Annotated in this window: 20 protein-coding genes and 1 other RNA gene; 9 read left to right on the top strand and 12 right to left on the bottom strand. The window is 59.9% G+C overall.

The window, feature by feature from the left end; genetic code table 11:
* The first annotated feature begins 117 nt into the window (after positions 1-117).
* From rho to AO353_RS08835, 3 genes are all read left to right on the top strand, one after another.
* Positions 118-1,377, top strand: a complete 1,260-nt coding sequence (rho, locus tag AO353_RS08845) for a transcription termination factor Rho (protein WP_007899384.1) — start codon at positions 118-120, stop codon at positions 1,375-1,377.
* Positions 1,378-1,518: 141 nt separating this feature from the next.
* Complete coding sequence (ubiD, locus tag AO353_RS08840; protein WP_054594581.1) at positions 1,519-2,985, top strand: 4-hydroxy-3-polyprenylbenzoate decarboxylase; 1,467 nt, start codon at positions 1,519-1,521, stop codon at positions 2,983-2,985.
* On the top strand, positions 2,985-3,971 hold the full coding sequence (locus AO353_RS08835) for a CDP-6-deoxy-delta-3,4-glucoseen reductase (RefSeq protein WP_054594580.1): 987 nt from the start codon (positions 2,985-2,987) through the stop codon (positions 3,969-3,971). The genes ubiD and AO353_RS08835 overlap by 1 nt, the downstream gene beginning before the upstream one ends.
* Here AO353_RS08835 and AO353_RS08830 read toward each other — a convergent pair.
* Positions 3,968-4,447, bottom strand: a complete 480-nt coding sequence (locus AO353_RS08830) for a hypothetical protein (protein WP_054594579.1) — start codon at positions 4,445-4,447, stop codon at positions 3,968-3,970. The two genes, AO353_RS08835 and AO353_RS08830, sit on opposite strands and share 4 nt — an antisense overlap.
* Before the next feature lie 341 nt (positions 4,448-4,788).
* On the opposite strand from AO353_RS08830, the gene AO353_RS08825 reads away from it, so the two are divergent.
* Positions 4,789-5,427, top strand: a complete 639-nt coding sequence (locus AO353_RS08825; protein ID WP_054594578.1) for a gamma-glutamylcyclotransferase — start codon at positions 4,789-4,791, stop codon at positions 5,425-5,427.
* On the opposite strand, the gene glpT is transcribed toward AO353_RS08825, so the two are convergent.
* From glpT to AO353_RS08810, 3 genes are all read right to left on the bottom strand, one after another.
* Entirely contained in the window at positions 5,424-6,773 is a 1,350-nt protein-coding gene (gene glpT / locus AO353_RS08820; protein ID WP_054594577.1) for a glycerol-3-phosphate transporter, read from the bottom strand. The two genes, AO353_RS08825 and glpT, sit on opposite strands and share 4 nt — an antisense overlap.
* 165 nt (positions 6,774-6,938) lie before the next feature.
* Positions 6,939-7,547: a flagellar basal body-associated protein FliL gene (locus AO353_RS08815; protein ID WP_173859938.1), complete on the bottom strand. Its 609-nt coding sequence runs from the start codon at positions 7,545-7,547 to the stop codon at positions 6,939-6,941.
* Positions 7,548-7,605: 58 nt separating this feature from the next.
* Positions 7,606-8,583 carry an NADPH:quinone oxidoreductase family protein gene (locus AO353_RS08810; RefSeq protein WP_054594576.1) on the bottom strand — a complete coding sequence of 326 codons (978 nt, stop codon included), beginning with the start codon at positions 8,581-8,583 and terminating at the stop codon, positions 7,606-7,608.
* Positions 8,584-8,734: 151 nt separating this feature from the next.
* Between AO353_RS08810 and AO353_RS08805 the strand changes: the two genes are divergently transcribed.
* A complete protein-coding gene (locus tag AO353_RS08805; RefSeq protein WP_054594575.1) occupies positions 8,735-9,142 on the top strand; it encodes a flagellar basal body-associated protein FliL in 408 nt (135 codons plus the stop codon).
* Between the two features lie 43 nt (positions 9,143-9,185).
* Here the strand turns inward: AO353_RS08805 and AO353_RS08800 are convergent, their stop codons facing one another.
* The 4 genes from AO353_RS08800 to AO353_RS08785 form a co-directional block, all read right to left on the bottom strand.
* The gene (locus AO353_RS08800; RefSeq protein WP_054594574.1) at positions 9,186-10,304 is read right to left on the bottom strand and encodes an ABC transporter permease; all 1,119 of its coding nucleotides are present in this window, start codon (positions 10,302-10,304) and stop codon (positions 9,186-9,188) included.
* The gene (rbbA, locus tag AO353_RS08795; RefSeq protein ID WP_054594573.1) at positions 10,304-13,027 is read right to left on the bottom strand and encodes a ribosome-associated ATPase/putative transporter RbbA; all 2,724 of its coding nucleotides are present in this window, start codon (positions 13,025-13,027) and stop codon (positions 10,304-10,306) included. Before rbbA ends, AO353_RS08800 begins: the two co-directional genes overlap by 1 nt.
* Positions 13,024-13,989: an HlyD family secretion protein gene (locus AO353_RS08790; RefSeq protein WP_054594572.1), complete on the bottom strand. Its 966-nt coding sequence runs from the start codon at positions 13,987-13,989 to the stop codon at positions 13,024-13,026. Before AO353_RS08790 ends, rbbA begins: the two co-directional genes overlap by 4 nt.
* 122 nt (positions 13,990-14,111) lie before the next feature.
* Positions 14,112-14,561, bottom strand: coding sequence for an EVE domain-containing protein (locus AO353_RS08785; protein ID WP_054594571.1), 450 nt, complete (start codon positions 14,559-14,561; stop codon positions 14,112-14,114).
* Between the two features lie 199 nt (positions 14,562-14,760).
* Between AO353_RS08785 and AO353_RS31325 the strand changes: the two genes are divergently transcribed.
* Positions 14,761-14,919, top strand: a complete 159-nt coding sequence (locus AO353_RS31325) for a hypothetical protein (RefSeq protein ID WP_019694183.1) — start codon at positions 14,761-14,763, stop codon at positions 14,917-14,919.
* A 42-nt stretch (positions 14,920-14,961) separates the two neighbouring features.
* On the opposite strand, the gene AO353_RS08780 is transcribed toward AO353_RS31325, so the two are convergent.
* The 4 genes from AO353_RS08780 to AO353_RS08770 all read right to left on the bottom strand — a co-directional run bounded on the left by AO353_RS08780 (position 14,962) and on the right by AO353_RS08770 (position 16,388).
* Positions 14,962-15,567, bottom strand: coding sequence for a 5-formyltetrahydrofolate cyclo-ligase (locus AO353_RS08780; RefSeq protein WP_054598197.1), 606 nt, complete (start codon positions 15,565-15,567; stop codon positions 14,962-14,964).
* Positions 15,568-15,655: 88 nt separating this feature from the next.
* Positions 15,656-15,834, bottom strand: a non-coding RNA gene (gene ssrS / locus AO353_RS29585) — 6S RNA.
* A gap of 30 nt (positions 15,835-15,864) precedes the next feature.
* Entirely contained in the window at positions 15,865-16,182 is a 318-nt protein-coding gene (locus AO353_RS08775) for a cell division protein ZapA (protein WP_019694181.1), read from the bottom strand.
* Positions 16,179-16,388, bottom strand: a complete 210-nt coding sequence (locus AO353_RS08770; protein ID WP_007982902.1) for a TIGR02449 family protein — start codon at positions 16,386-16,388, stop codon at positions 16,179-16,181. Before AO353_RS08770 ends, AO353_RS08775 begins: the two co-directional genes overlap by 4 nt.
* A 128-nt stretch (positions 16,389-16,516) precedes the next feature.
* Between AO353_RS08770 and AO353_RS08765 the strand changes: the two genes are divergently transcribed.
* Genes AO353_RS08765 through ubiH form a run of 3 tightly spaced genes read left to right on the top strand, consistent with a single transcriptional unit; the run spans position 16,517 to position 19,620 of the window.
* Entirely contained in the window at positions 16,517-17,074 is a 558-nt protein-coding gene (locus AO353_RS08765; protein ID WP_054594570.1) for a YecA family protein, read from the top strand.
* Between the two features lie 27 nt (positions 17,075-17,101).
* Positions 17,102-18,436, top strand: coding sequence for a Xaa-Pro aminopeptidase (gene pepP, locus AO353_RS08760; RefSeq protein ID WP_054594569.1), 1,335 nt, complete (start codon positions 17,102-17,104; stop codon positions 18,434-18,436).
* On the top strand, positions 18,433-19,620 hold the full coding sequence (gene ubiH, locus AO353_RS08755; protein ID WP_054594568.1) for a 2-octaprenyl-6-methoxyphenyl hydroxylase: 1,188 nt from the start codon (positions 18,433-18,435) through the stop codon (positions 19,618-19,620). The genes pepP and ubiH overlap by 4 nt, the downstream gene beginning before the upstream one ends.
* Positions 19,621-19,681 lie beyond the last annotated feature (61 nt).

The raw sequence follows: 19,681 nt of genomic DNA, 5'->3' as shown, positions 1-19,681 counted from the left end.
TCGCCGACGCTCTCCTTTTCGAATAAGTACGCGATCCTGTCGCCTTCTCTGCGGCGCGGCCTCATTAAGCCAAAAGCTTAATTTCCCCCCCTCCATAAATGATTACGTCATTCCTATATGAATCTGACTGAACTCAAGCAAAAGCCGATTACCGAACTGCTCGAATTGGCCGAACAGATGGGCATAGAAAATATGGCCCGTTCGCGCAAGCAGGATGTGATTTTCTCCTTGCTGAAAAAGCACGCGAAAAGCGGCGAGGAAATCTCCGGTGATGGCGTGCTGGAGATTCTCCAGGACGGCTTCGGCTTTCTCCGCTCTGCAGACGCCTCCTATCTTGCCGGCCCAGACGATATCTACGTCTCGCCGAGCCAGATCCGTCGCTTCAACTTGCGCACCGGTGACACCATCGTTGGCAAGATCCGTCCTCCAAAGGAAGGCGAGCGTTATTTCGCACTGCTCAAGGTCGACACGATCAACTACGATCGTCCCGAGAACGCGAAAAACAAGATTCTCTTCGAGAACCTGACCCCGCTGTTCCCGACCGTGCGCATGAAGATGGAAGCCGGTAACGGTTCCACCGAAGACCTCACCGGTCGTGTCATCGACCTGTGCGCCCCGATCGGTAAAGGCCAGCGCGGTCTGATCGTTGCTCCGCCAAAAGCGGGCAAGACGATCATGCTGCAGAACATCGCTGCCAACATCGCGCGTAACAACCCTGAAGTTCATCTGATCGTGCTGCTGATCGACGAACGTCCGGAAGAAGTAACCGAAATGCAGCGCACCGTGCGCGGCGAAGTGGTTGCCTCGACGTTCGACGAGCCGCCAACCCGCCACGTGCAGGTTGCCGAAATGGTGATCGAGAAGGCCAAGCGCCTGGTTGAACACAAGAAAGACGTGGTCATCCTGCTCGACTCCATCACCCGTCTGGCACGTGCCTACAACACTGTGATCCCGAGCTCCGGCAAGGTCCTCACCGGTGGTGTCGATGCCCACGCCCTGGAGAAACCAAAGCGTTTCTTCGGTGCCGCACGGAACATCGAAGAAGGCGGCTCGCTGACCATCATCGCTACCGCGCTGGTTGAAACCGGCTCGAAGATGGACGAAGTGATCTACGAAGAATTCAAGGGCACCGGCAACATGGAACTGCCTCTGGATCGCAAGATCGCTGAAAAGCGCGTCTTCCCGGCGATCAACATCAACCGCTCCGGCACCCGCCGCGAAGAGTTGCTGACTGCCGACGACGAGCTGCAGCGCATGTGGATCCTGCGCAAGCTGCTGCATCCTATGGATGAAGTGTCTGCCATCGAGTTCCTGGTCGACAAGCTGAAACAGACCAAGACCAACGATGAGTTCTTCCTGTCGATGAAACGCAAGTAAGTCGATCAGGCCAGCAAAAGCCGGGGAAACCCGGCTTTTTGCTATCTGACCTTTGATGATTTGCCTGGTCACTCTTCTGAACGGGTGGGTTCGAGGCTAAACTCATGCCCCCGAACGCCATGGCCAAAACGAGGCTAACGCATGCAGTATCGCGACTTGCGCGACTTTATCAGCGGCCTGGAACAGCGCGGCGAGCTCAAGCGCATCCAGGTTCCGGTGTCCCCAGTGCTGGAAATGACCGAGGTCTGCGATCGCACCTTGCGGGCCAAGGGCCCGGCGCTGCTGTTCGAAAACCCGACCGGTTATGACATTCCCGTGCTTGGCAACCTGTTCGGTACGCCTGAGCGCGTGGCCTTGGGCATGGGCGCCGAAGCTGTCAGCGAACTACGCGAGATTGGCAAGTTGCTGGCCTTCCTCAAGGAGCCCGAGCCACCAAAGGGGCTGAAAGATGCCTGGTCCAAGCTGCCGATCTTCCGCAAAATCATTGCCATGGCGCCGAAAGTCGTCAAGGACGCGGTCTGTCAGGAAGTGGTCATCGAAGGCGATGACGTCGACCTGGCAATGCTGCCAGTGCAGACCTGCTGGCCCGGCGACGTCGGCCCGCTGATTACCTGGGGCCTGACGGTCACCAAAGGCCCGAACAAGGACCGCCAGAACCTCGGCATCTATCGCCAGCAAGTGATTGGCCGCAACAAAGTCATCATGCGCTGGTTGAGCCACCGTGGCGGCGCGCTGGACTATCGCGAGTGGTGCGAAAAACATCCGGGCCAGCCATTCCCGGTGTCCGTGGCATTGGGTGCCGACCCTGCAACCATTCTCGGCGCGGTAACGCCGGTGCCGGACAGCCTGTCCGAGTACGCCTTCGCCGGCCTCTTGCGCGGTAACCGTACCGAGCTTGTGAAGTGCCGTGGCAACGACCTGCAAGTGCCGGCCACCGCCGAGATCATCCTTGAAGGTGTGATTCATCCAGGCGAAATGGCCGATGAAGGTCCGTACGGCGACCACACCGGCTATTACAACGAAGTCGACAGCTTCCCGGTGTTCACCGTCGAGCGCATCACGCACCGCATCAAACCGATCTACCACAGCACCTACACCGGCCGTCCACCGGATGAGCCGGCGATTCTCGGTGTGGCGCTGAATGAAGTGTTCGTGCCGATCCTGCAAAAGCAGTTCCCGGAGATCACCGACTTCTACCTGCCGCCTGAAGGCTGCTCGTACCGCATGGCTATCGTGACCATGAAAAAGCAGTACCCCGGCCATGCCAAGCGGGTAATGCTCGGTGTCTGGTCGTTTTTGCGACAGTTCATGTACACCAAGTTCGTTATCGTCACTGACGACGATATCAACGCCCGCGACTGGAACGACGTGATCTGGGCCATCACCACGCGCATGGACCCCAAGCGCGATACGGTGATGATCGATAACACGCCGATCGACTACCTCGACTTCGCCTCGCCGATTTCCGGCCTGGGTTCGAAGATGGGGCTCGATGCCACGCATAAATGGCCCGGCGAAACCACCCGCGAGTGGGGCCGGGTAATCGTCAAGGATGAGGCGGTAACACGCCGGATCGATGCCATCTGGAATCAATTAGGAATAGATTGATGCGTGTAACCTTGCAGCCGTCCGGTGCAGTGCTTGAGATACTGTCCGGCGAGCGGATTCTCGATGGGGCGCGGCGTTTGGGCTATGAGTGCCCGCAAAGCTGCCGTAATGGTAACTGCCACGTTTGCGCGGCGTTACTGGTCGAAGGTCGGATCAAGCAGACCGGTGATGTGCGCGATCACGGTGAGTTCTACACTTGCATAGCAGAGCCGCTGGAAGACTGCATCGTATTGTGGGATGGCGTCCTTGCGCTGGGAGAACTACCGGTGCGCAGCCTGTCGTGTCAGGTCACTGAATGCGTAGACGTCGGCGGTGATACCTGGCGGGTTCGACTGCGGGCACCGGCCGGCAAGCCGCCGCGCTATCACGCCGGGCAGTACCTGCTGATCGAGCGCGAGAATGGCGAGAAATCCGCCTTCTCGCTGGCCTCTGCGCCGCATTCAGGACGAGATCTGGAACTGCATGTGCTGGCGCGCGAAGCCAGTGCGCTCAGCCTGATCGAGCAGTTGCAGCGCAATCGCATGGTGCGCATTGAAATGCCCTTCGGCGATACGCATCTGGCCGAGTTGCCTGACTGTCCGCTGGTGTTGATGGCGGCGGGTACCGGCATGGGGCAGATCCACAGCCTGATCGAGCATTGCCGGGCCAAGGGCTTCAAGCATCCGGTACACCTGTATTGGGGCGTGCGGCGGCCGGAAGACTTCTATCAGATCGAACATTGGGATGAATGGCTGAAGCTGCCCAACCTGTTCCTGCACAAGGTCGTCAGCGATCTGTGCGGTTGGGAAGGGCGTTGCGGCATGCTGCACGAGGCGGTTTGCGAGGATTTCCCCGACCTGAAGTCCCTGCATGTGTACGCCAGCGGTTCGCCGGCGATGGTTTACGGCACGCTGGATGCCTTGGTCAACGCCGGGATGGACGCGCACCAGATGCGCGCTGACGTCTTCGCCTACGCGCCCCGTCCGCAAGCCAGCAACCCTGCCTAGAAACGCACGCCAGTGGTGATCATGGCTGCGTTAAAGCCGAGCAGAACCAGCTCGGCGGCGACCGGACCATAATGAGCGCCCAGTGATGGAATGATCACGGGCGCCACGCCGAAGTGGTTGAGCGGAATTTTGTCCTTGTACTCGCCGCTGTAGCCCTGGAGTAATCCACCGGTCAGCTTTATATACACCGGATAGTCGGCGCTCTCGTAACGCTTCCCCGCATAGGCGTAATACGAGCGCTGACTGAACGAGTTACGAAAAGTCACTGCTCCAAACAACCAACCGGATGCTTGATTGCGTTCAAGGCCGATCAGGTCCTGATTGTTATTGTGATCGGGGTCTGGCGAATAGTGTTTGGTATAGAGGCTACCTTGCAGGTACCAGAAGCCCTTGTCTGCTTGAGTCGGGCTTTCGACTGCCAGCGCCGGGGTGGCCAGCGCCAGCAACAGCAGACCGTACATTTTCAGGTTTTTCATCTTGCGACCTCTATTGGTAATTCGGCTTGCGCCTGTGGAGGCTGCTATACGCCTGCATTCAAAGAAGGGGCGGCAGGGTATCAGACGAATACGTCAGAAAGATCTGTTAAATGACGGTTGATTCTGAACGGCCGCAAGGCTTATGCATATTTCATTCGGGTATTTAAGATATTTCCCAAAGAGTATTAGGCTATATATCAGACTCCTTAATTGGCGCAGTCCTTGATATAGAAGGGTCATACGTCCTTTAGCACTTTTCGTTTTACGTTTACTGCTATATGTTCTATGACGTTAATCTTGCTTACATCTTGTAATACTTGTGGGACTGAACACCCTTTGCCATGACCGCCATTGAATCTGCTTGTTTGAATCTGGCTTACCCTCCGCGGCTCGATCTGGGCGCGCAGCTGACTCACGAACAATTGCTCAGCTCGATGCAGGCCACCATGGCCCGGCACAAGGGCGGGCCGGTCTGGTTATTCGCTTACGGTTCATTGATCTGGCGCCCGGAATGCACAGCGGTCGAGCGGGTGCGCGGACGCGTGCATGGTTACCATCGCGGCTTGTACCTGTGGTCTCACGAACACCGTGGTACGCCGGAAATGCCGGGGCTGGTGTTTGGCCTGGATCGCGGTGGGTCTTGCAGCGGCTTTGCCTATCGGTTGCCCGAGGAGCAATTGGAAGCCTCGCTATTTGCCTTGTGGCAGCGCGAAATGCCGGTGCCGTCTTATCGCCCGCACTGGCTCAATTGCCGGCTGGAAGACGGCAGCAAGGTTCAGGCATTGGGGTTTGTGTTGGAGCGGCACCTGCCCAGCTATGCCGGCAACTTGCCGGACCATGTGCTGAGCCAGGTGTTCGAAAGCGCTTGCGGGCGTTACGGCACTACTCGCGATTATGTCGAGCAGACCGTCCACGCCCTGCGCAGCCACGCCATGCCAGACCGGAACCTGGAGGCGCGGCTCAAGCGCTGCAAGGCTTAAGCGAGCGCTTCACGACCCTGGCTGGCGACTTGCTTGTGCCACAAGGTCGGTGCCAGGCAAGCCATTGCCAGCAGGCACGCGCCAACCAGCAACACGAAGCCGCCATCCCAGCCGAAATGGTCCACGGTGTAGCCCATCGCTGCACTGGCCGCGACCGAGCCGCCCAGATAACCGAACAGACCGGTGAAACCCGCAGCCGTGCCGGCGGCTTTCTTCGGCGCCAGCTCCAGCGCTTGCAGGCCGATCAGCATCACCGGGCCGTAGATCAGGAAGCCGATGGAGAACAGCGCGATCATGTCGATGGTCGGATTGCCGGCCGGGTTCAGCCAGTAAACCAGAGTCGCTACGGTCACCAGTGCCATGAACACCATGCCGGTCAGGCCACGGTTGCCGCGGAAGATCTTGTCCGACATCCAGCCGCACAACAGCGTGCCCGGAATACCGGCCCACTCGTAGAAGAAATACGCCCACGAGGTTTTATCCACGTCGAAGTGCTTGGCTTCCTTCAGGTAGGTCGGCGCCCAGTCCAGCACGCCGTAGCGCAGCAGGTAGACGAAGACGTTGGCCATGGCGATGTACCAGAGCATTTTGTTGCGCAGCACGTACTTGACGAAGATTTCCTTGGCACTGAATTCGTCTTCGTGGCTGGCGTCGTAGCCTTCCGGGTAATCGTTCTTGTACTTCTCGATGGGTGGCAGGCCTACCGATTGCGGGGTATCGCGCATCACCATGAAGGCGAACACAGCCACCAGCAACGCAACGGCGGCGGGGACGTAGAACGCCGCGTGCCAGTCGTTGAACAGGCCCATGCCAAGCAGGAACAACGGGCCGATCAGGCCACCGCCGACGTTATGCGCGACGTTCCAGACCGACACCACGCCACCGCGTTCTTTCTGCGACCACCAATGCACCATGGTCCGGCCACTCGGTGGCCAGCCCATGCCCTGGGCCCAGCCGTTGATGAACAGCAGGATGAACATCATGGTCACGCTGGACGTTGCCCACGGTGCGAAACCGAAAATGAACATGACCCCGGCCGATACCAGCAAGCCGAAGGGCAGGAAGTAACGCGGGTTGGAACGGTCGGACACCAGCCCCATCAAAAACTTCGACAAACCGTAGGCAATCGCGATCGCCGACATCGCCAGGCCCAACTGGCCACGGGTGTAGCCTTCGTCGATCAGGTACGGCATGGCCAGGGAGAAGTTTTTGCGCAGCAGGTAATAACCGGCGTAGCCGAAGAAAATCCCGGCGAAGATTTGCCAGCGCAGGCGCCGGTAGGTGCTGTCTACGTGTTCTTCAGGCAATGGAGCCTGATGGGCGGCAGGACGAAAAAAAGCAAACATTCAAGAGCTCCAGATTTCTTGTTTTGACTGCGGATGCGAATGTTACAGTTTCGTTACCGAAAAAAGCACCGCTTGTCGTCAAGGAAATCCGGAGAAGTGAACGAGAATGCATGTTCTTTTATGAACATGCGCTCTTCAGGTGGAGGGGCGGGGGGATTCGGATAATCAGCTGCCATCGCCGGGCAACAGATGTTCCTGGATCTTCTTGCTGTGGGATTCGACCAAATTCCCCTGGTCGTCGAAGCGCAATACGATCAGCCAGTCATAGACGTCTTCCGGCCAGGATTTCTGCCCGGTCAACGCTTGGCCATCACCACCGAACGCTTCGATCAGATTGTCGATATGCCCGTGATGCCAGGCGATCAATACGACAGAGGCCTGGTTGTTCTTGTCCAGCGATTTGACCAGTTTGTCGACTTCTTCATCGGCATAGGGTTGCTCGATCGGAAGGTGCAGACGTTGCGACAGCGGTGTCAGGGTCAGCCGTGGTCGCGCGCTGGACTTGCTGTCGCTGGTGGCGATCAGGCGTTGCGGTACCAGGTTCTTGCTGCCCAGCTGCAGCGGGTCGAAATAGTGCGCATACGCTTCGGCGCGCTGCTCGCCACGAGGGCTGAGTCCCATGCCCTGATCGGGTTTTTCCGCATGTCGGACGATCAGTACGGTGACATTTTTCAAGCCCGGAACCTCCTTGTTATTCTGATTTGCCAATGTCTGCATTGAAATCAACAGTGCAGGCAAGACCGCCAGACTCAATAACAGCTTGCGCAGCATCATGCTTATCCTCCATCCTGTGATGGGTAAACAGACTACGAAGCGTAGCAGGGCGTCGTGTTCACCGTACCCGCACCACCACCTTTCCAACGGCCTTGCGCTGGCCCAGATCATTGATGGCATTGGCCGCCTGAGCCAGCGGGTAAACCTGCGACACCAGAGGCTTGAGCTTGCCTTCGGCGAACCAGCCGAACAGTTGCTGGAAGTTGGCGGCGTTGTCTTGTGGCTGGCGTTGGGCGAAGGCGCCCCAGAACACTCCGAGTACAGCTGCCCCCTTGAGCAGGGCGAGGTTCACCGGCAGTTCCGGGATGCGTCCGCTGGCGAAACCGACCACCAGCAGGCGGCCATTCCAGGCAATGGCGCGGATCGCCTGGTCGAACAGGTCGCCACCCACCGGATCGTAGATCACGTCGGCACCGTTGCCATCGGTCAGGCGCTTGATTTCGTCCTTGAGGTTGGCTTCGCTGTAGTTGATCAACTCATCGGCGCCGGCAGCCTTGGCCACGGCGAGTTTCTCGGCGCTGCTGGCGGCAGCGATGACCCGGGCACCCATGGCTTTACCGATTTCCACGGCGGCCAAGCCGACACCACCCGAAGCGCCGAGCACCAGCAGGGTTTCCCCCGGTTGCAGGTTGCCGCGCTGTTTCAACGCGTGCATCGAAGTGCCGTAGGTCATGCTGAAGGCTGCGGCGATGTTGAAGTCCATCGACGGCGGGATAGGCAACACGTTGTAGCCCGGCACCGCGACTTGCTCGGCAAAGCTGCCCCATCCGGTCAGTGCCATGACCCGGTCACCGACCTTGAGGTGGCTGACTTTTTCGCCCACCGCGCTCACCACTCCAGCCGCTTCACCGCCCGGCGAAAACGGGAAGGGTGGCTTGAACTGGTATTTGCCCTCGATGATCAGCGTGTCCGGGAAGTTCACCCCGGCCGCATGCACGTCCAGCAGGATTTCGTTCTTCTTGGCGACAGGACTCGCGACTTCTTCCAGCACCAGCGATTCGGCAGGGCCGAAGGCTTTGCACAGCACGGCTTTCATCAGGGCTATTCCTTTGGGAGTGATGGCCGATAAGTGTAGGTGTGTGAGTCAACGGGTCAACGAGCATGCCCGGCCCTGATAGGCAGCCATAAGCTTTGTGCTTGGGCTGCGGGTGGTTATGCTAGGCCGCAAACCGGATGAGGAGCGAATTGTGAAAGCGTGGATCATGTTGATGCTGGCCCTGTCTCTGCCTGTGGCAGCGATGGCCGAAGAAGCCAAAGAAGGCGAAGCGCCGAAAGTCAGCTATATCAGCCTGAGCCCACCGTTCGTGGGTAACTATGGGCTGGATGGCACCCAGAAGCTCAAGGTCTACAAGGCTGATGTGGCGTTGCGGGTAACCGGCGAGGACGCGGTCAAGGCCGTGAAGGCCAACGAACCGTTGATTCGCAATCAGTTGGTGGCGTTGTTTTCTCAGCAGACCACTGAAGCCATGAACAACGTCGAAGCGAAAGAGAAGCTGCGTCAGGAAGCCTTGAAGCAGACCCAGCAAGTGATGAATGACGAGACCGGCAAGCCGATGGTGGACGATCTGTTGTTCAATAACCTGATCATCCAGTAAACAGACTGTGGCGCAGGGGCAAGCCCCTCGCCGCATGAAGTGTTCAGGACGCCAGGCTTTTGCGAAACCGCTTCAGCGCAATCGCAAAGAACAGCAAGCCAATGGCGCTCAGCGCCAGTAAGTCCGGCCAGACCACGCTGACTCCGGCGTCGCGGAACAGTATCGCGGCGCTGAGGCTGACGAAGTGCGTCGACGGCGAGCCCTGCATCACCCATTGCAACCATTGCGGCATGCTGTCCAGCGGTGTACTGCCGCCGGACAGCAGCAACATCGGAATAATCACCGGAATGGCCAGCAAGCCGAACTGGGGTGTCGAGCGGGCCAGGGTCGCGAGGAAAATCCCCAGCGCCGTGCTGGCGAACAGGTAAACCGCGGTCACCAGCAAAAACAGCGCCATGGAGCCCGCCAGCGGCACGCCCAGTGCGCCTTTGACGATGATTTCCAGCGATGCCCAGGTGCACAGCACCACCACCAGCATGTTGCTCCAGATTTTCGCCAGCATGATTTCCAGTGCCGTCAGCGGCAGCACCAGCAAGTGGTCGAGCGTGCCATGTTCGCGCTCACGCAGCAGTGCCGTGCCAGTCAAGATGATGGCGAGGATGGTGATGTTGTTGACGATCTGAATCACCGCCAGGAACCAGCCGCCTTCCAGATTGGTATTGAACAGCGAACGGGTGGTCAGCAGGGCGGGGGCTTTGCCGGTCGGGTCGCTTTGGTCGTTGTAGCTCAACAGTTCGCGCTGGAAAATCCGTGCAATGTAACCCGCGCCCATGAACGCCTGGCTCATGGCCGTGGCATCGACATTGACCTGCACCGCAGGCTGGCGCCCGGCCAACATATCCGCCTGGAAACTGGCTGGCACGTTGATGACAAAGGTGTACTGGCCGCTGTCCATCACCTGATCCAGTTGCCCATAGGGTAACAACACCGGACGCTGGAATTCCGGGGGTTGCAGGCTCTGGGCCAGTTGTCGTGACAGGTTGCTGTGATCTTCGTCGACGATGGCCACGCTGGCGTTATGCACACCGATCACCGAGCCTGCGGCCGGCATGTAGATCGCCACCGTAAAGGCGTAGAGCAGGAACAGCAGCAAGACGCTGTCATGCTGCAGGCTGCTCATTTCCTTGAGGCCAAGGCGCAGTATGTGCGCAAGCTTGTGCATCAGGCCTCCTGCTTTTTCAGCATGACCAGGCTGAGCCCGGTGAACCCGATAAAGAATCCGAACAGCGCCAGGCATTGCGGCCATAACTGCCGTATATCCAGCGCCTTGGTGAAGGTGCCGACGGTAATGTCGAGGAAGTAGCCCGCCGGAAACAGCATGCCCATGACCGCTGCCGCGCCATCGAGGGATGAGCGCGGCACGATCAGCCCGGAAAACTGGATGGTCGGCAGGCTGGTGATGATCATGGTGCCGAGGATGGCGGCGATCTGGGTCCGGGTGAACGCCGAAATCAGCAGGCCCATGCTGGTGGTTGCCAGCACGTATAGCAATCCGCCGAAGGCCAGGGTCAACGCACTGCCCTTGAATGGCACGCCAAAGAGCCAGCGGTTCATGGCCGTCAGGACTGCGAGGTTAATCAGGCTCACCAGCAGATACGGCGCTTGTTTACCCAGCAAAAACTCCAGGCGGGTCAGGGGCGTGGCGTAGAAGTTGGTGATCGAGCCGAGCTCTTTCTCCCGCACGATCCCCAGCGCAGTGAGCATGGCCGGAATGAACGCGAGGATCAGCGCCATCACCCCGGGCCCGATGGCGTTGACGCTGACCACATCCTGGTTGTAGCGGAAACGGGTTTCCAGTTTGGCGGCTGACTGTCGATTCAGCGCAGGGCTGCTCTGCTCGGCCAGTTGTTCAATGTTGGCCAGGTGCACGGCCTCTACATAGTTGCGACTGGTCTCGGCGCGAAACGGCATGCCGCCATCGAGCCAGGCCGCCACGGTCGGTTGGCGACCGGCGTACAGGTCGCGACCAAAGCCTGGCGGGATCTCCAGCGCCAATTTGATTTCCGAGCGCTGAAGACGGCGATGCAGCTCAGCGGCATCGCGGATCGACGGCTGCTCGCTGAAGTAGCGAGAGCCGCGAAAAGCTTCCAGGTAGGCGCGGCTTTGCGGCGTCTGGTCCTGGTCGTAGACGGCGAAGGCGAGTTTTTCCACGTCCAGGGAAATGCCGTAGCCGAAGATCACCATCATGAAAATCGCCCCCAGCAGGGCGAAGGCCATTCGTACTTTGTCCCGCAGCAATTCCTTGCCTTCGCGGCTGGCGACCGCCAGCAGGCGTCCGAGGCTGAAGCCGCGATCCTTCAACTGCATGACCGGGTTGATCGTCGCGTCGGCGGGGCCAGCAGGCGTCGGTGACTCCGCCGGGCCTTGAGCTTGTTCCAGGCAGGTAACAAATGCCGCTTCCAGGGTCTGTCCCCGGAATTGCTGTTGCAGCGCCGCCGGGGTATCGCAAGCGAGTACCTTGCCAGCGTGCATCAGCGAAATGCGGTCGCAGCGCTGGGCTTCGTTCATGAAGTGGGTCGAGAGAAAGATCGTTACACCTTGCTCACGCGACAACTCGATCAGCAGCCGCCAGAAATCGTCCCGTGCTGCCGGGTCCACGCCGGAGGTCGGTTCGTCGAGGATCAACACTTCCGGGCGATGCAGCACCGCCACCGCCAGCGACAAACGCTGGCGCAGGCCCAACGGCAATGCGCCGGACTGTTGTTCAGCAACGCTGCCCAGGTTGAAGCGCTGGATCAGTTCGTCGATGCGCCGGGCACTGTCGGTTTTGGGCAAATCGAACAGTCGCGCATGCAAATCCAGGTTCCGCCGCACGCTGAGCTCGCCATACAGCGAGAAGCTTTGAGACATGAAGCCGACCCGTTTGCGAGTGGCCAGGTCCTTGGCATTCACCGGGTTACCCAGCAGCGCGGCGCGGCCTTCACTGGCCGGTATCAGCCCGGTAAGGACTTTCATCGTGGTGGTTTTGCCGCAGCCGTTGGAGCCTAGGAAGCCGAAAATCTCCCCGCGTCCGATGGCAAAGCTGACCTTGTCTACCGCGGTGAAATCACCGAAACGCAGGGTCAGGTCGTGGGCTTCGATGGCAATGTCGGTGCTGGCGCGGGTTCTGGGGGCAATGACTAGCGGTTGCTTGTCGTGGTCGCGGCTGCCTTGAAAATGGGTGAACGCTTCATCGAGTTTACCGCTGGCGGTGACAGCGACCAGTTCGTGCGTCATGCCGGTAGCGATCAGCTTGCCGCCGTCGAGCATCAGGCAGTGTTCGAATTGCTCGGCTTCTTCCATGTAGGCAGTGGCGACCAGCAACGTCAGCTGCGGGCGTTGGCGACGTACATCGTCGATCAGCTCCCAGAAGCGCCGCCGTGACAAGGGATCGACACCGGTGGTGGGTTCGTCGAGGATCAGCAAATCCGGCTCGTGAATCAGCGCACAGCAGAGTCCGAGCTTCTGTTTCATGCCGCCCGACAGCTTGCCTGCAGGACGATCGGCAAAACCCAGCAGATCAGTGGCCAGCAACAGACTACGCATGCGCTGTTCGAAGTCGGCTTTCGAGAGCCCGAACAGGGTGGCAAAAAAGTGGATGTTCTCGCGGATCGACAGTTCGGGGTACAGATTGCCGCCCAAGCCTTGGGGCATGAACGCAATACGAGCGTAGAGGCTGTTGCGATGAAGGCGATCCTGGATTGAGCCGCCGAGCACTTCCAGTTGGCCTTGTTGCAGGGTTTTCACGCCGGCGATCAGCCCCAGCAGGCTCGACTTGCCGGCGCCATCCGGGCCGATCAGCCCGCAGCGAGTGCCGGCCGGCAGGCTGAACGCGATGTCGGCCAGTGCCTGTTGCTTGCCATAACGGTGCTGGAGGCCGGAGATGTGCAGCGCCGGAGCGGTCATTGCAGATTGGCCGGCCAGCCAATAGGGGCGGTGCGCACATAACCGGCACCGGGCATGCCCGGTTTGGCCTGGGGCATGGCGCTCGGGTCAGTCAGTCGCAGCTTGACGCGAAACACCAGCTTTTGCCGCTCGTCGCGCGTTTCGACCTCTTTGGGCGTGAACTGCGATTTGGCCGCCACGAAACTGATTTTTGCCGGCAGTGGATGGCCGGGCAGGGCGTCGAGCAGGATCCGGGCTTCATCGCCGACGGTCAGGCGCCCGGTCACGGACGCTGAGAGGTAAAGATTCATGTACTGATCATTCGGATCGATCAGCATTAATACGCGTCCGCCCGCACCGAGCACTTCGCCGGGCTCGGCCATGCGCAGCTGGATGACGCCGTCGATCGGTGCCCGCAAACTGCTGTCGTCGATTTCGCTGGTCAGTTGGGCGACCTGTGCCTGAGCTGCGCCAATGGCGGCCCCGACGGCCGAAACCTGGGCGCGGGCCGCAGCGACGGCGGCATTGGCGGTGTCGAAGCGCGCCTGTTGTTGATCGATGATCTGGCCGCTGGCGTAACCGCGCCTGAACAGTTCCTGGGAGCGTTTGAGTTCCTGTTGGGCGAGCAATAGTTCGCTCTGGCGCAGTTGCACATTGGCCTGGGCGGCAGAAAGGTTCTCCCGGGCGCGCAGTACTTCGGCCTCGGCCTGGTTGCGCTGGGCTTCGAGGGTGCGGGTGTCCATGCGCGCCAGCAATTGCCCCTTGATCACCTTGTCGCCTTCATTGACGCGCACTTCGGCCAGTCGCCCGGGAGTTTTACTGGCGATCTGCACTTCGGTGGCTTCGAGGCGTCCGTTGCCGACATACAGGCCTTCAGGCAGGCGGTCATGCATCGATTTCCAGTAACCAAAGCCCCCGGCGGCCAGCAGCAGAATGATCAGAGAGCTGGCGAAAAAAATCGAAGAACGGCTGTGCGTTGACATTCGGGCATCCTGCGACGGTAACGTCCTAGTTTGAACGGGCGAGCGCCGAGGCGCCTTGATGTCCGTCAACTGAAGGCCAAGCCTAACCCGATTGACCAGGTGACCGGCCGGTTCTGCATTATTTAGCGCAGGTCGAGCACCGCCGCCCATTGTTCGGCGGTCACCGGCATCACCGACAATCGCGAACCTTTCTGTACCAGCGGCATTCCCGACAGTGCCGTCTGCTGTTTCAGATAGTCGAGCTTCAGCACCTTGGGAAATGTCTCGACGTGACCAACATTGATCGCGCTCCAGGCATTTTTCTCGGGCGTGGCCTTCGGGTCGAAGTAAACACTCTCGGGTTCCAGCGCCGTCGGGTCCGGGTATGCCGCTTCGATGATTCGTCCGATCCCGGCGATGCCCGGTTCAGGGCAGCTGGAGTGGTAAAAGAAAAACTCGTCGCCGACCGCCATGGCCCGCAGGAAGTTGCGTGCCTGATAGTTGCGAACGCCGTCCCAGCGAGCTTCGCCGAGCTTCTCCAGGGCTTTGATCGAGAGCTCGTCGGGCTCGGATTTCATAAGCCAGTAGGCCATCTTTTTTTGCTCCGAAAGCGGTGGTCGGGAACGTTGTCCGGCGATTTTATGACAAACCGACGGTCGGTTGACGCCAGCGTTTGCGTGTCGCTTCACGTTACCGCAAAATGCCGGACTTTTAAGCGAGACGCGGCAAGCACGGCCTATTTCGGATACCGTTGCTGTCATCGTGTGCGACATGCCTTGAGGGGGGCAATCGATGAAACGCAAACCGGATTTACTGTGGATTTTAGTGATTGTGTTCGGCCTGGGCGTCGTAACCACGGGTTATGCGCAAAGCCTGTGGGCGAACAAGACTGATGCACCGATCGAAGTCGCGCAACAACAGCAACAACCTCTAAAGCCGCACAAGCGCTAAAACCGCTGCAAGCGACGCCGCTGATGGCAGTGGCGTCCAGATCTAGTCCGCGAAATACCACTTCCTGTCAGTCACCGTTCCCTGCATCGGTACATCCCAGCTCGCTTGATCCAGTTTTTCGACTTTCTGGCATTCATGGGCCAGCCCCAGCAGCGTCGGCTTGCGCCAGGTCTTGCGGCGCGCCAGATAGGCCAGGCTGCGATCATAGAAGCCGCCCCCCATCCCCAGGCGTCCGCCGTGTTCGTCAAAACCGACCAGCGGCAACAACACCAGGTCCAGTGCCCAGACCTTGCGTTGCTTAGCCTGGTTGACCCGTGGTTCGAGAATGCGAAAGCGGTTGGGCCGCAGCTTTTCACCGGGGTGAATGCGCTGAAAGACCATCTTGGTTCGCGGCCAGGCGCTGAGTACGGGCAGGTAAGTCGCCTTGCCCCGGCGTTGAGCGGCGCGCAGCAACAGGCGCGGATCGATTTCACCGTCGGTAGGCAGGTACAGGGAGATGTGTTTTGCGCGGCGGAACAACGGATGTTGCGCCAATTGCCGATACAGCCCGCGAGCGGCCTGGCGCTGCTCACTGTTGCTCAGTGCGCGACGGGCCTGGCGCAGCATGCGTCGAAGTTGCGGGCGGGATAGCGGCGCAGGTTCGGTCATCGTCATGGGCTGTTCGAGTGTCGAGGGCACCAGGGCGGTGACATCGTAAAAAGCCGATGCCGGCAAAAACCGGCATCGGCTTGAATATAGGCTCCCCGGATGAACCGCTGTCGACTTAGCCCTTGAACCCGAAAGTTCAAGGTGGAAGATGCAGTAGGCTTTAAGGCTTTCCGTCTAGCGGACATGCACACCAGCCCAACGTGCAACTTCCAGGGTAGTGCGAATCGGCTCAGGGACATCGTCAACTGGCAAGCACCCCAGGGAGTGGCGCGAGTATACCGCAACCACCTTCGGGAATCAGCCCTTGCTGACATCAGGATCGGTGGCGAGCACCAGATCCACTCGATCGAGCAGGTCACGCACCTGCTCGCGGGTCGAGCCGCTGGCCTGCACATCAGGACGTTCCCGTGTGTGCAGCAGATCGTGGGTGATGTTCAGCGCGGCCATCACGGCGATGCGATCGGCGCCGATGACTTTGCCGCTGCTGCGGATTTCGCGCATTTTTCCGTCCAGATAACGGGCGGCGCTCACCAGATTGCTGCGCTCTTCCTGGGGGCAAATGATCGAGTACTCTTTATCGAGGATCTGCACGGTAACGCTATTGCTTGAACTCATGAGTCTTGCTCCAGGGCCTTGAGGCGCGAAATCATCGATTCGACCTTACGCCGAGCGATTTCGTTTTTTTCAATGAGGTGCGCGCGTTCCTCGCGCCAGGTCTTTTCCTGAGCTAATAAGAGTCCGTTCTGGCTCTTAAGTTGCTCGACTCGGGTAATTAGCAGCTCGAGTCTGGCCATCAGCGCTTGCAAGTCGGTGTCTTCCATACGTGTTCCACGGGATTTGTCTGATGGGCGGTAACTGGCGGACAGCCTTTAATAGTCTTGGCGAGTCTGTCGATGTAGGATACAAGGCCTTCATTCTAGACATAGCGCCGTCTGGCGCCTAGCTGCCCATGCCCATTCAGAATTCTCCGTATCAAGCCTTCGCCACCCTGCTGAGCACCAGCGGCCATCCTGTATCGCCTGCCGAACTGCACGGCCTGCTGCTCGGACGCAGCTGCGCTGGTGCAGGCTTTGAAGCCGATGGCTGGCTGGTCGACGCCGCCGAGCTGCTCGAAGGCGAACCACAAGACAACGTCCGCAACGCCCTGATCGGCCTGCAAGAGATGGTCAAGGGCGAGCTGACCAGCGACGACATGACCGTCGTTCTGCTGTTGCCGACCGATGACGCGCTGCTGACCGAACGTGCCGTCGCACTGGGCCAGTGGTGTCAGGGCTTCCTCAGCGGTTTCGGCCTGAACTGCCGTGACAGCAGCATGTTGAGCGCTGAAGCCACCGAAGTCCTGCAGGATCTCGCGGCTATCGCTCAGGTGCAAGATGCGCTGGAAGAATCCGACGACGGCGAAAGCGACTATATGGAAGTCATGGAGTACCTGCGGGTCGCGCCATTGCTGCTGTTCACCGAGAACAACAAAGCTGCCGCACCGGCCGCCAAACCTTCTCTGCACTGATCGTTTGCTAGGGACTTCCATCTGCCCATGATTCATATCCCTAAATCGGAATACACCCGCCGCCGCAAGGCGTTGATGGCGCAGATGGAACCCAACAGCATCGCAATCCTGCCGGCCGCCGCCGTGGCGATCCGCAATCGCGACGTCGAACACGTTTACCGACAGGAGAGCAATTTCCAGTACCTCAGCGGTTTTCCCGAGCCTCAGGCCGTGATCGTGCTGATACCTGGTCGTGAGCATGGCGAATACATCCTGTTCTGCCGTGAACGCAACGCCGAACGCGAACTGTGGGACGGCCTGCGTGCCGGGCAGGAAGGTGCGATCCGGGATTTCGGCGCCGACGATGCCTTTCCGATCACCGACATCGACGACATCCTGCCGGGCCTGATCGAAGGCCGGGACCGGGTGTATTCGGCCATGGGCAGCAACCCGGAATTCGACCGCCACCTGATGGACTGGATCAACGTGATTCGTTCCAAGGCGAACCTGGGCGCCCAGCCGCCGAACGAATTCGTTGCGCTGGATCATTTGCTGCACGACATGCGCCTGTATAAATCGGCGGCAGAAGTGAAGGTGATGCGCGAAGCCGCACGGATCTCCGCGCAGGCTCACATTCGCGCGATGCAGGCCTGCCGTGTCGGCTTGCATGAGTTCAGCCTGGAAGCCGAGCTCGATTACGAGTTCCGCAAAGGTGGGGCGAAAATGCCGGCTTATGGTTCGATCGTCGCCGCCGGGCGCAACAGCTGCATCCTGCATTACCAGCAGAATGACGCATTGCTCAAGGACGGCGATCTGGTGCTGATCGACGCCGGTTGCGAAATCGACTGCTACGCCAGCGACATCACCCGTACCTGGCCGGTCAACGGCAAGTATTCGCCGGAACAGAAGGCGATCTACGAATTGGTGCTGGAGTCGCAAGCTGCCGCGTTTGCCCAGATCGCTCCCAACAAGCACTGGAACCAGGCGCACGAGGCGACGGTTCAAGTAATTACCGCAGGCCTGGTGAAGCTCGGTTTGTTGCAGGGCGATGTCGATGAGTTGATCGCCAGCGAAGCCTACAAGGCGTTTTACATGCACCGTGCCGGTCATTGGCTGGGCATGGATGTGCATGACGTCGGCGAGTACAAGGTCGGCGGTGAATGGCGGGTGCTGGAAGTCGGCATGACGCTGACCGTCGAGCCGGGTATCTACATTGCCCCGGGCAATCTGAGCGTGGCGAAGAAATGGCGCGGCATTGGCGTGCGCATCGAGGATGACGTGGTGGTAACCAAGCAGGGCTGTGAAATTCTGACCAACGGTGTGCCGAGAACGGTCGCCGAGATCGAGGCCTTGATGGCCGCTGCACGGACCCAGGCGGCATGAGTCGAGTCAATCTGGCAATCATTGGTGGCGGTCTGGTGGGCGCCAGTCTGGCGTTGGCGTTACAGGCCGGTGCCCGCGCCCGTGGCTGGAAAATCGTGCTGATCGAACCGTTCGCCCCCGGCGACAGCTACCAGCCAAGCTACGACGCGCGCTCTTCGGCGCTGTCTTTCGGCGCTCGGCAGATTTATCAGCGGTTGGGCCTGTGGCAGGAAATCTCCCGCCGCGCCGAGCCGATCAAACAGATCCATGTTTCCGACCGTGGGCGCTTCTCCACCGCGCGACTGTCGGCCATGGAAGAAGGCGTTCCGGCCTTGGGCTACGTGGTGGAAAACGCCTGGCTGGGCCAATGCCTCTGGCAGGGGCTGGACAAGGACGTGATCAGTTGGCGCTGCCCGGCCGAAGTCACGCGCATGGAACCGCTGGAAGACGGCTACCGCCTGACCCTCAACGATGAAACCCTACTGGAGTGCGAGCTCGCGGTGCTGGCCGATGGCGGCCGTTCGGGCTTGCGCGAGCAGTTGGGGATCGGCGTCAAAAAGCGTCCATACAACCAAAGTGCGTTGATCGCCAACATCACCCCGAGCGAGGCCCACAACGGCATGGCGTTCGAGCGTTTCACCGATGACGGCCCGATGGCTTTGCTGCCGCTACCGGAAAACCGCTGCGCGCTGGTCTGGACTCGCTTGGGCATGGACGCGCAGCGTCTGGCGGCACTCGATGAGCGTAGCTTTCTCAGCGAGTTGCAGGGGGTGTTCGGCTATCGCCTCGGCACGCTCAAGCAGGTCGGTGCGCGGAATCTATACCCGTTGTCGTTGATCGAAGCCGAGGAGCAGGTACGTCCGCATCTGGCCGTGCTGGGCAACGCTGCCCACAGCCTGCACCCGATTGCCGGTCAGGGCTTCAACCTGTCGTTGCGCGATGCCCAGGCCCTGGCCGAAGCGCTGCTCGCCAGCCCGAGTGCACCGGGCGACTTCGCCACCTTGCAGGCTTATCGCGAACGCCAGCGTTTGGACCAGAACCTCACCGTGGGCTTCTCCGATCAAGTCACCCGGTTGTTCGGCAGCACCCAGCCGCTGGTTTCGCTGGGGCGCAACATCGGCCTGTTGGGCCTCGATCTGTTGCCGCCGGCCAAACGCTGGTTCGCCCGGCAAGCCATGGGATTGGGAACACGCGCCGATGGTTGAGTGCTTACCCCGGCGTTTCGATACTTACGACGGCGCTGGCAGCGTGGTCGATAAACCCCTT

Source organism: Pseudomonas fluorescens, assembly GCF_001307155.1.
In the GTDB taxonomy this organism is placed as follows: Bacteria; Pseudomonadota; Gammaproteobacteria; order Pseudomonadales; family Pseudomonadaceae; genus Aquipseudomonas; species Aquipseudomonas helvetica.
Note: the sequence above shows the minus strand (reverse complement) of the source record. Positions and strands in the feature narration are given on the sequence as shown.

Coding starts and splice junctions, on each gene's coding strand:
- rho (WP_007899384.1), top strand. CDS start 118: ATGAATCTGACTGAACTCAAGCAAAAGCCGATTACCGAACTGCTCGAA.
- ubiD (WP_054594581.1), top strand. CDS start 1,519: ATGCAGTATCGCGACTTGCGCGACTTTATCAGCGGCCTGGAACAGCGC.
- AO353_RS08835 (WP_054594580.1), top strand. CDS start 2,985: ATGCGTGTAACCTTGCAGCCGTCCGGTGCAGTGCTTGAGATACTGTCC.
- AO353_RS08830 (WP_054594579.1), bottom strand. CDS start 4,447: ATGAAAAACCTGAAAATGTACGGTCTGCTGTTGCTGGCGCTGGCCACC.
- AO353_RS08825 (WP_054594578.1), top strand. CDS start 4,789: ATGACCGCCATTGAATCTGCTTGTTTGAATCTGGCTTACCCTCCGCGG.
- glpT (WP_054594577.1), bottom strand. CDS start 6,773: ATGTTTGCTTTTTTTCGTCCTGCCGCCCATCAGGCTCCATTGCCTGAA.
- AO353_RS08815 (WP_173859938.1), bottom strand. CDS start 7,547: ATGATGCTGCGCAAGCTGTTATTGAGTCTGGCGGTCTTGCCTGCACTG.
- AO353_RS08810 (WP_054594576.1), bottom strand. CDS start 8,583: ATGAAAGCCGTGCTGTGCAAAGCCTTCGGCCCTGCCGAATCGCTGGTG.
- AO353_RS08800 (WP_054594574.1), bottom strand. CDS start 10,304: ATGCACAAGCTTGCGCACATACTGCGCCTTGGCCTCAAGGAAATGAGC.
- rbbA (WP_054594573.1), bottom strand. CDS start 13,027: ATGACCGCTCCGGCGCTGCACATCTCCGGCCTCCAGCACCGTTATGGC.
- AO353_RS08790 (WP_054594572.1), bottom strand. CDS start 13,989: ATGTCAACGCACAGCCGTTCTTCGATTTTTTTCGCCAGCTCTCTGATC.
- AO353_RS08785 (WP_054594571.1), bottom strand. CDS start 14,561: ATGGCCTACTGGCTTATGAAATCCGAGCCCGACGAGCTCTCGATCAAA.
- AO353_RS31325 (WP_019694183.1), top strand. CDS start 14,761: ATGAAACGCAAACCGGATTTACTGTGGATTTTAGTGATTGTGTTCGGC.
- AO353_RS08780 (WP_054598197.1), bottom strand. CDS start 15,567: ATGACCGAACCTGCGCCGCTATCCCGCCCGCAACTTCGACGCATGCTG.
- AO353_RS08775 (WP_019694181.1), bottom strand. CDS start 16,182: ATGAGTTCAAGCAATAGCGTTACCGTGCAGATCCTCGATAAAGAGTAC.
- AO353_RS08770 (WP_007982902.1), bottom strand. CDS start 16,388: ATGGAAGACACCGACTTGCAAGCGCTGATGGCCAGACTCGAGCTGCTA.
- AO353_RS08765 (WP_054594570.1), top strand. CDS start 16,517: ATGCCCATTCAGAATTCTCCGTATCAAGCCTTCGCCACCCTGCTGAGC.
- pepP (WP_054594569.1), top strand. CDS start 17,102: ATGATTCATATCCCTAAATCGGAATACACCCGCCGCCGCAAGGCGTTG.
- ubiH (WP_054594568.1), top strand. CDS start 18,433: ATGAGTCGAGTCAATCTGGCAATCATTGGTGGCGGTCTGGTGGGCGCC.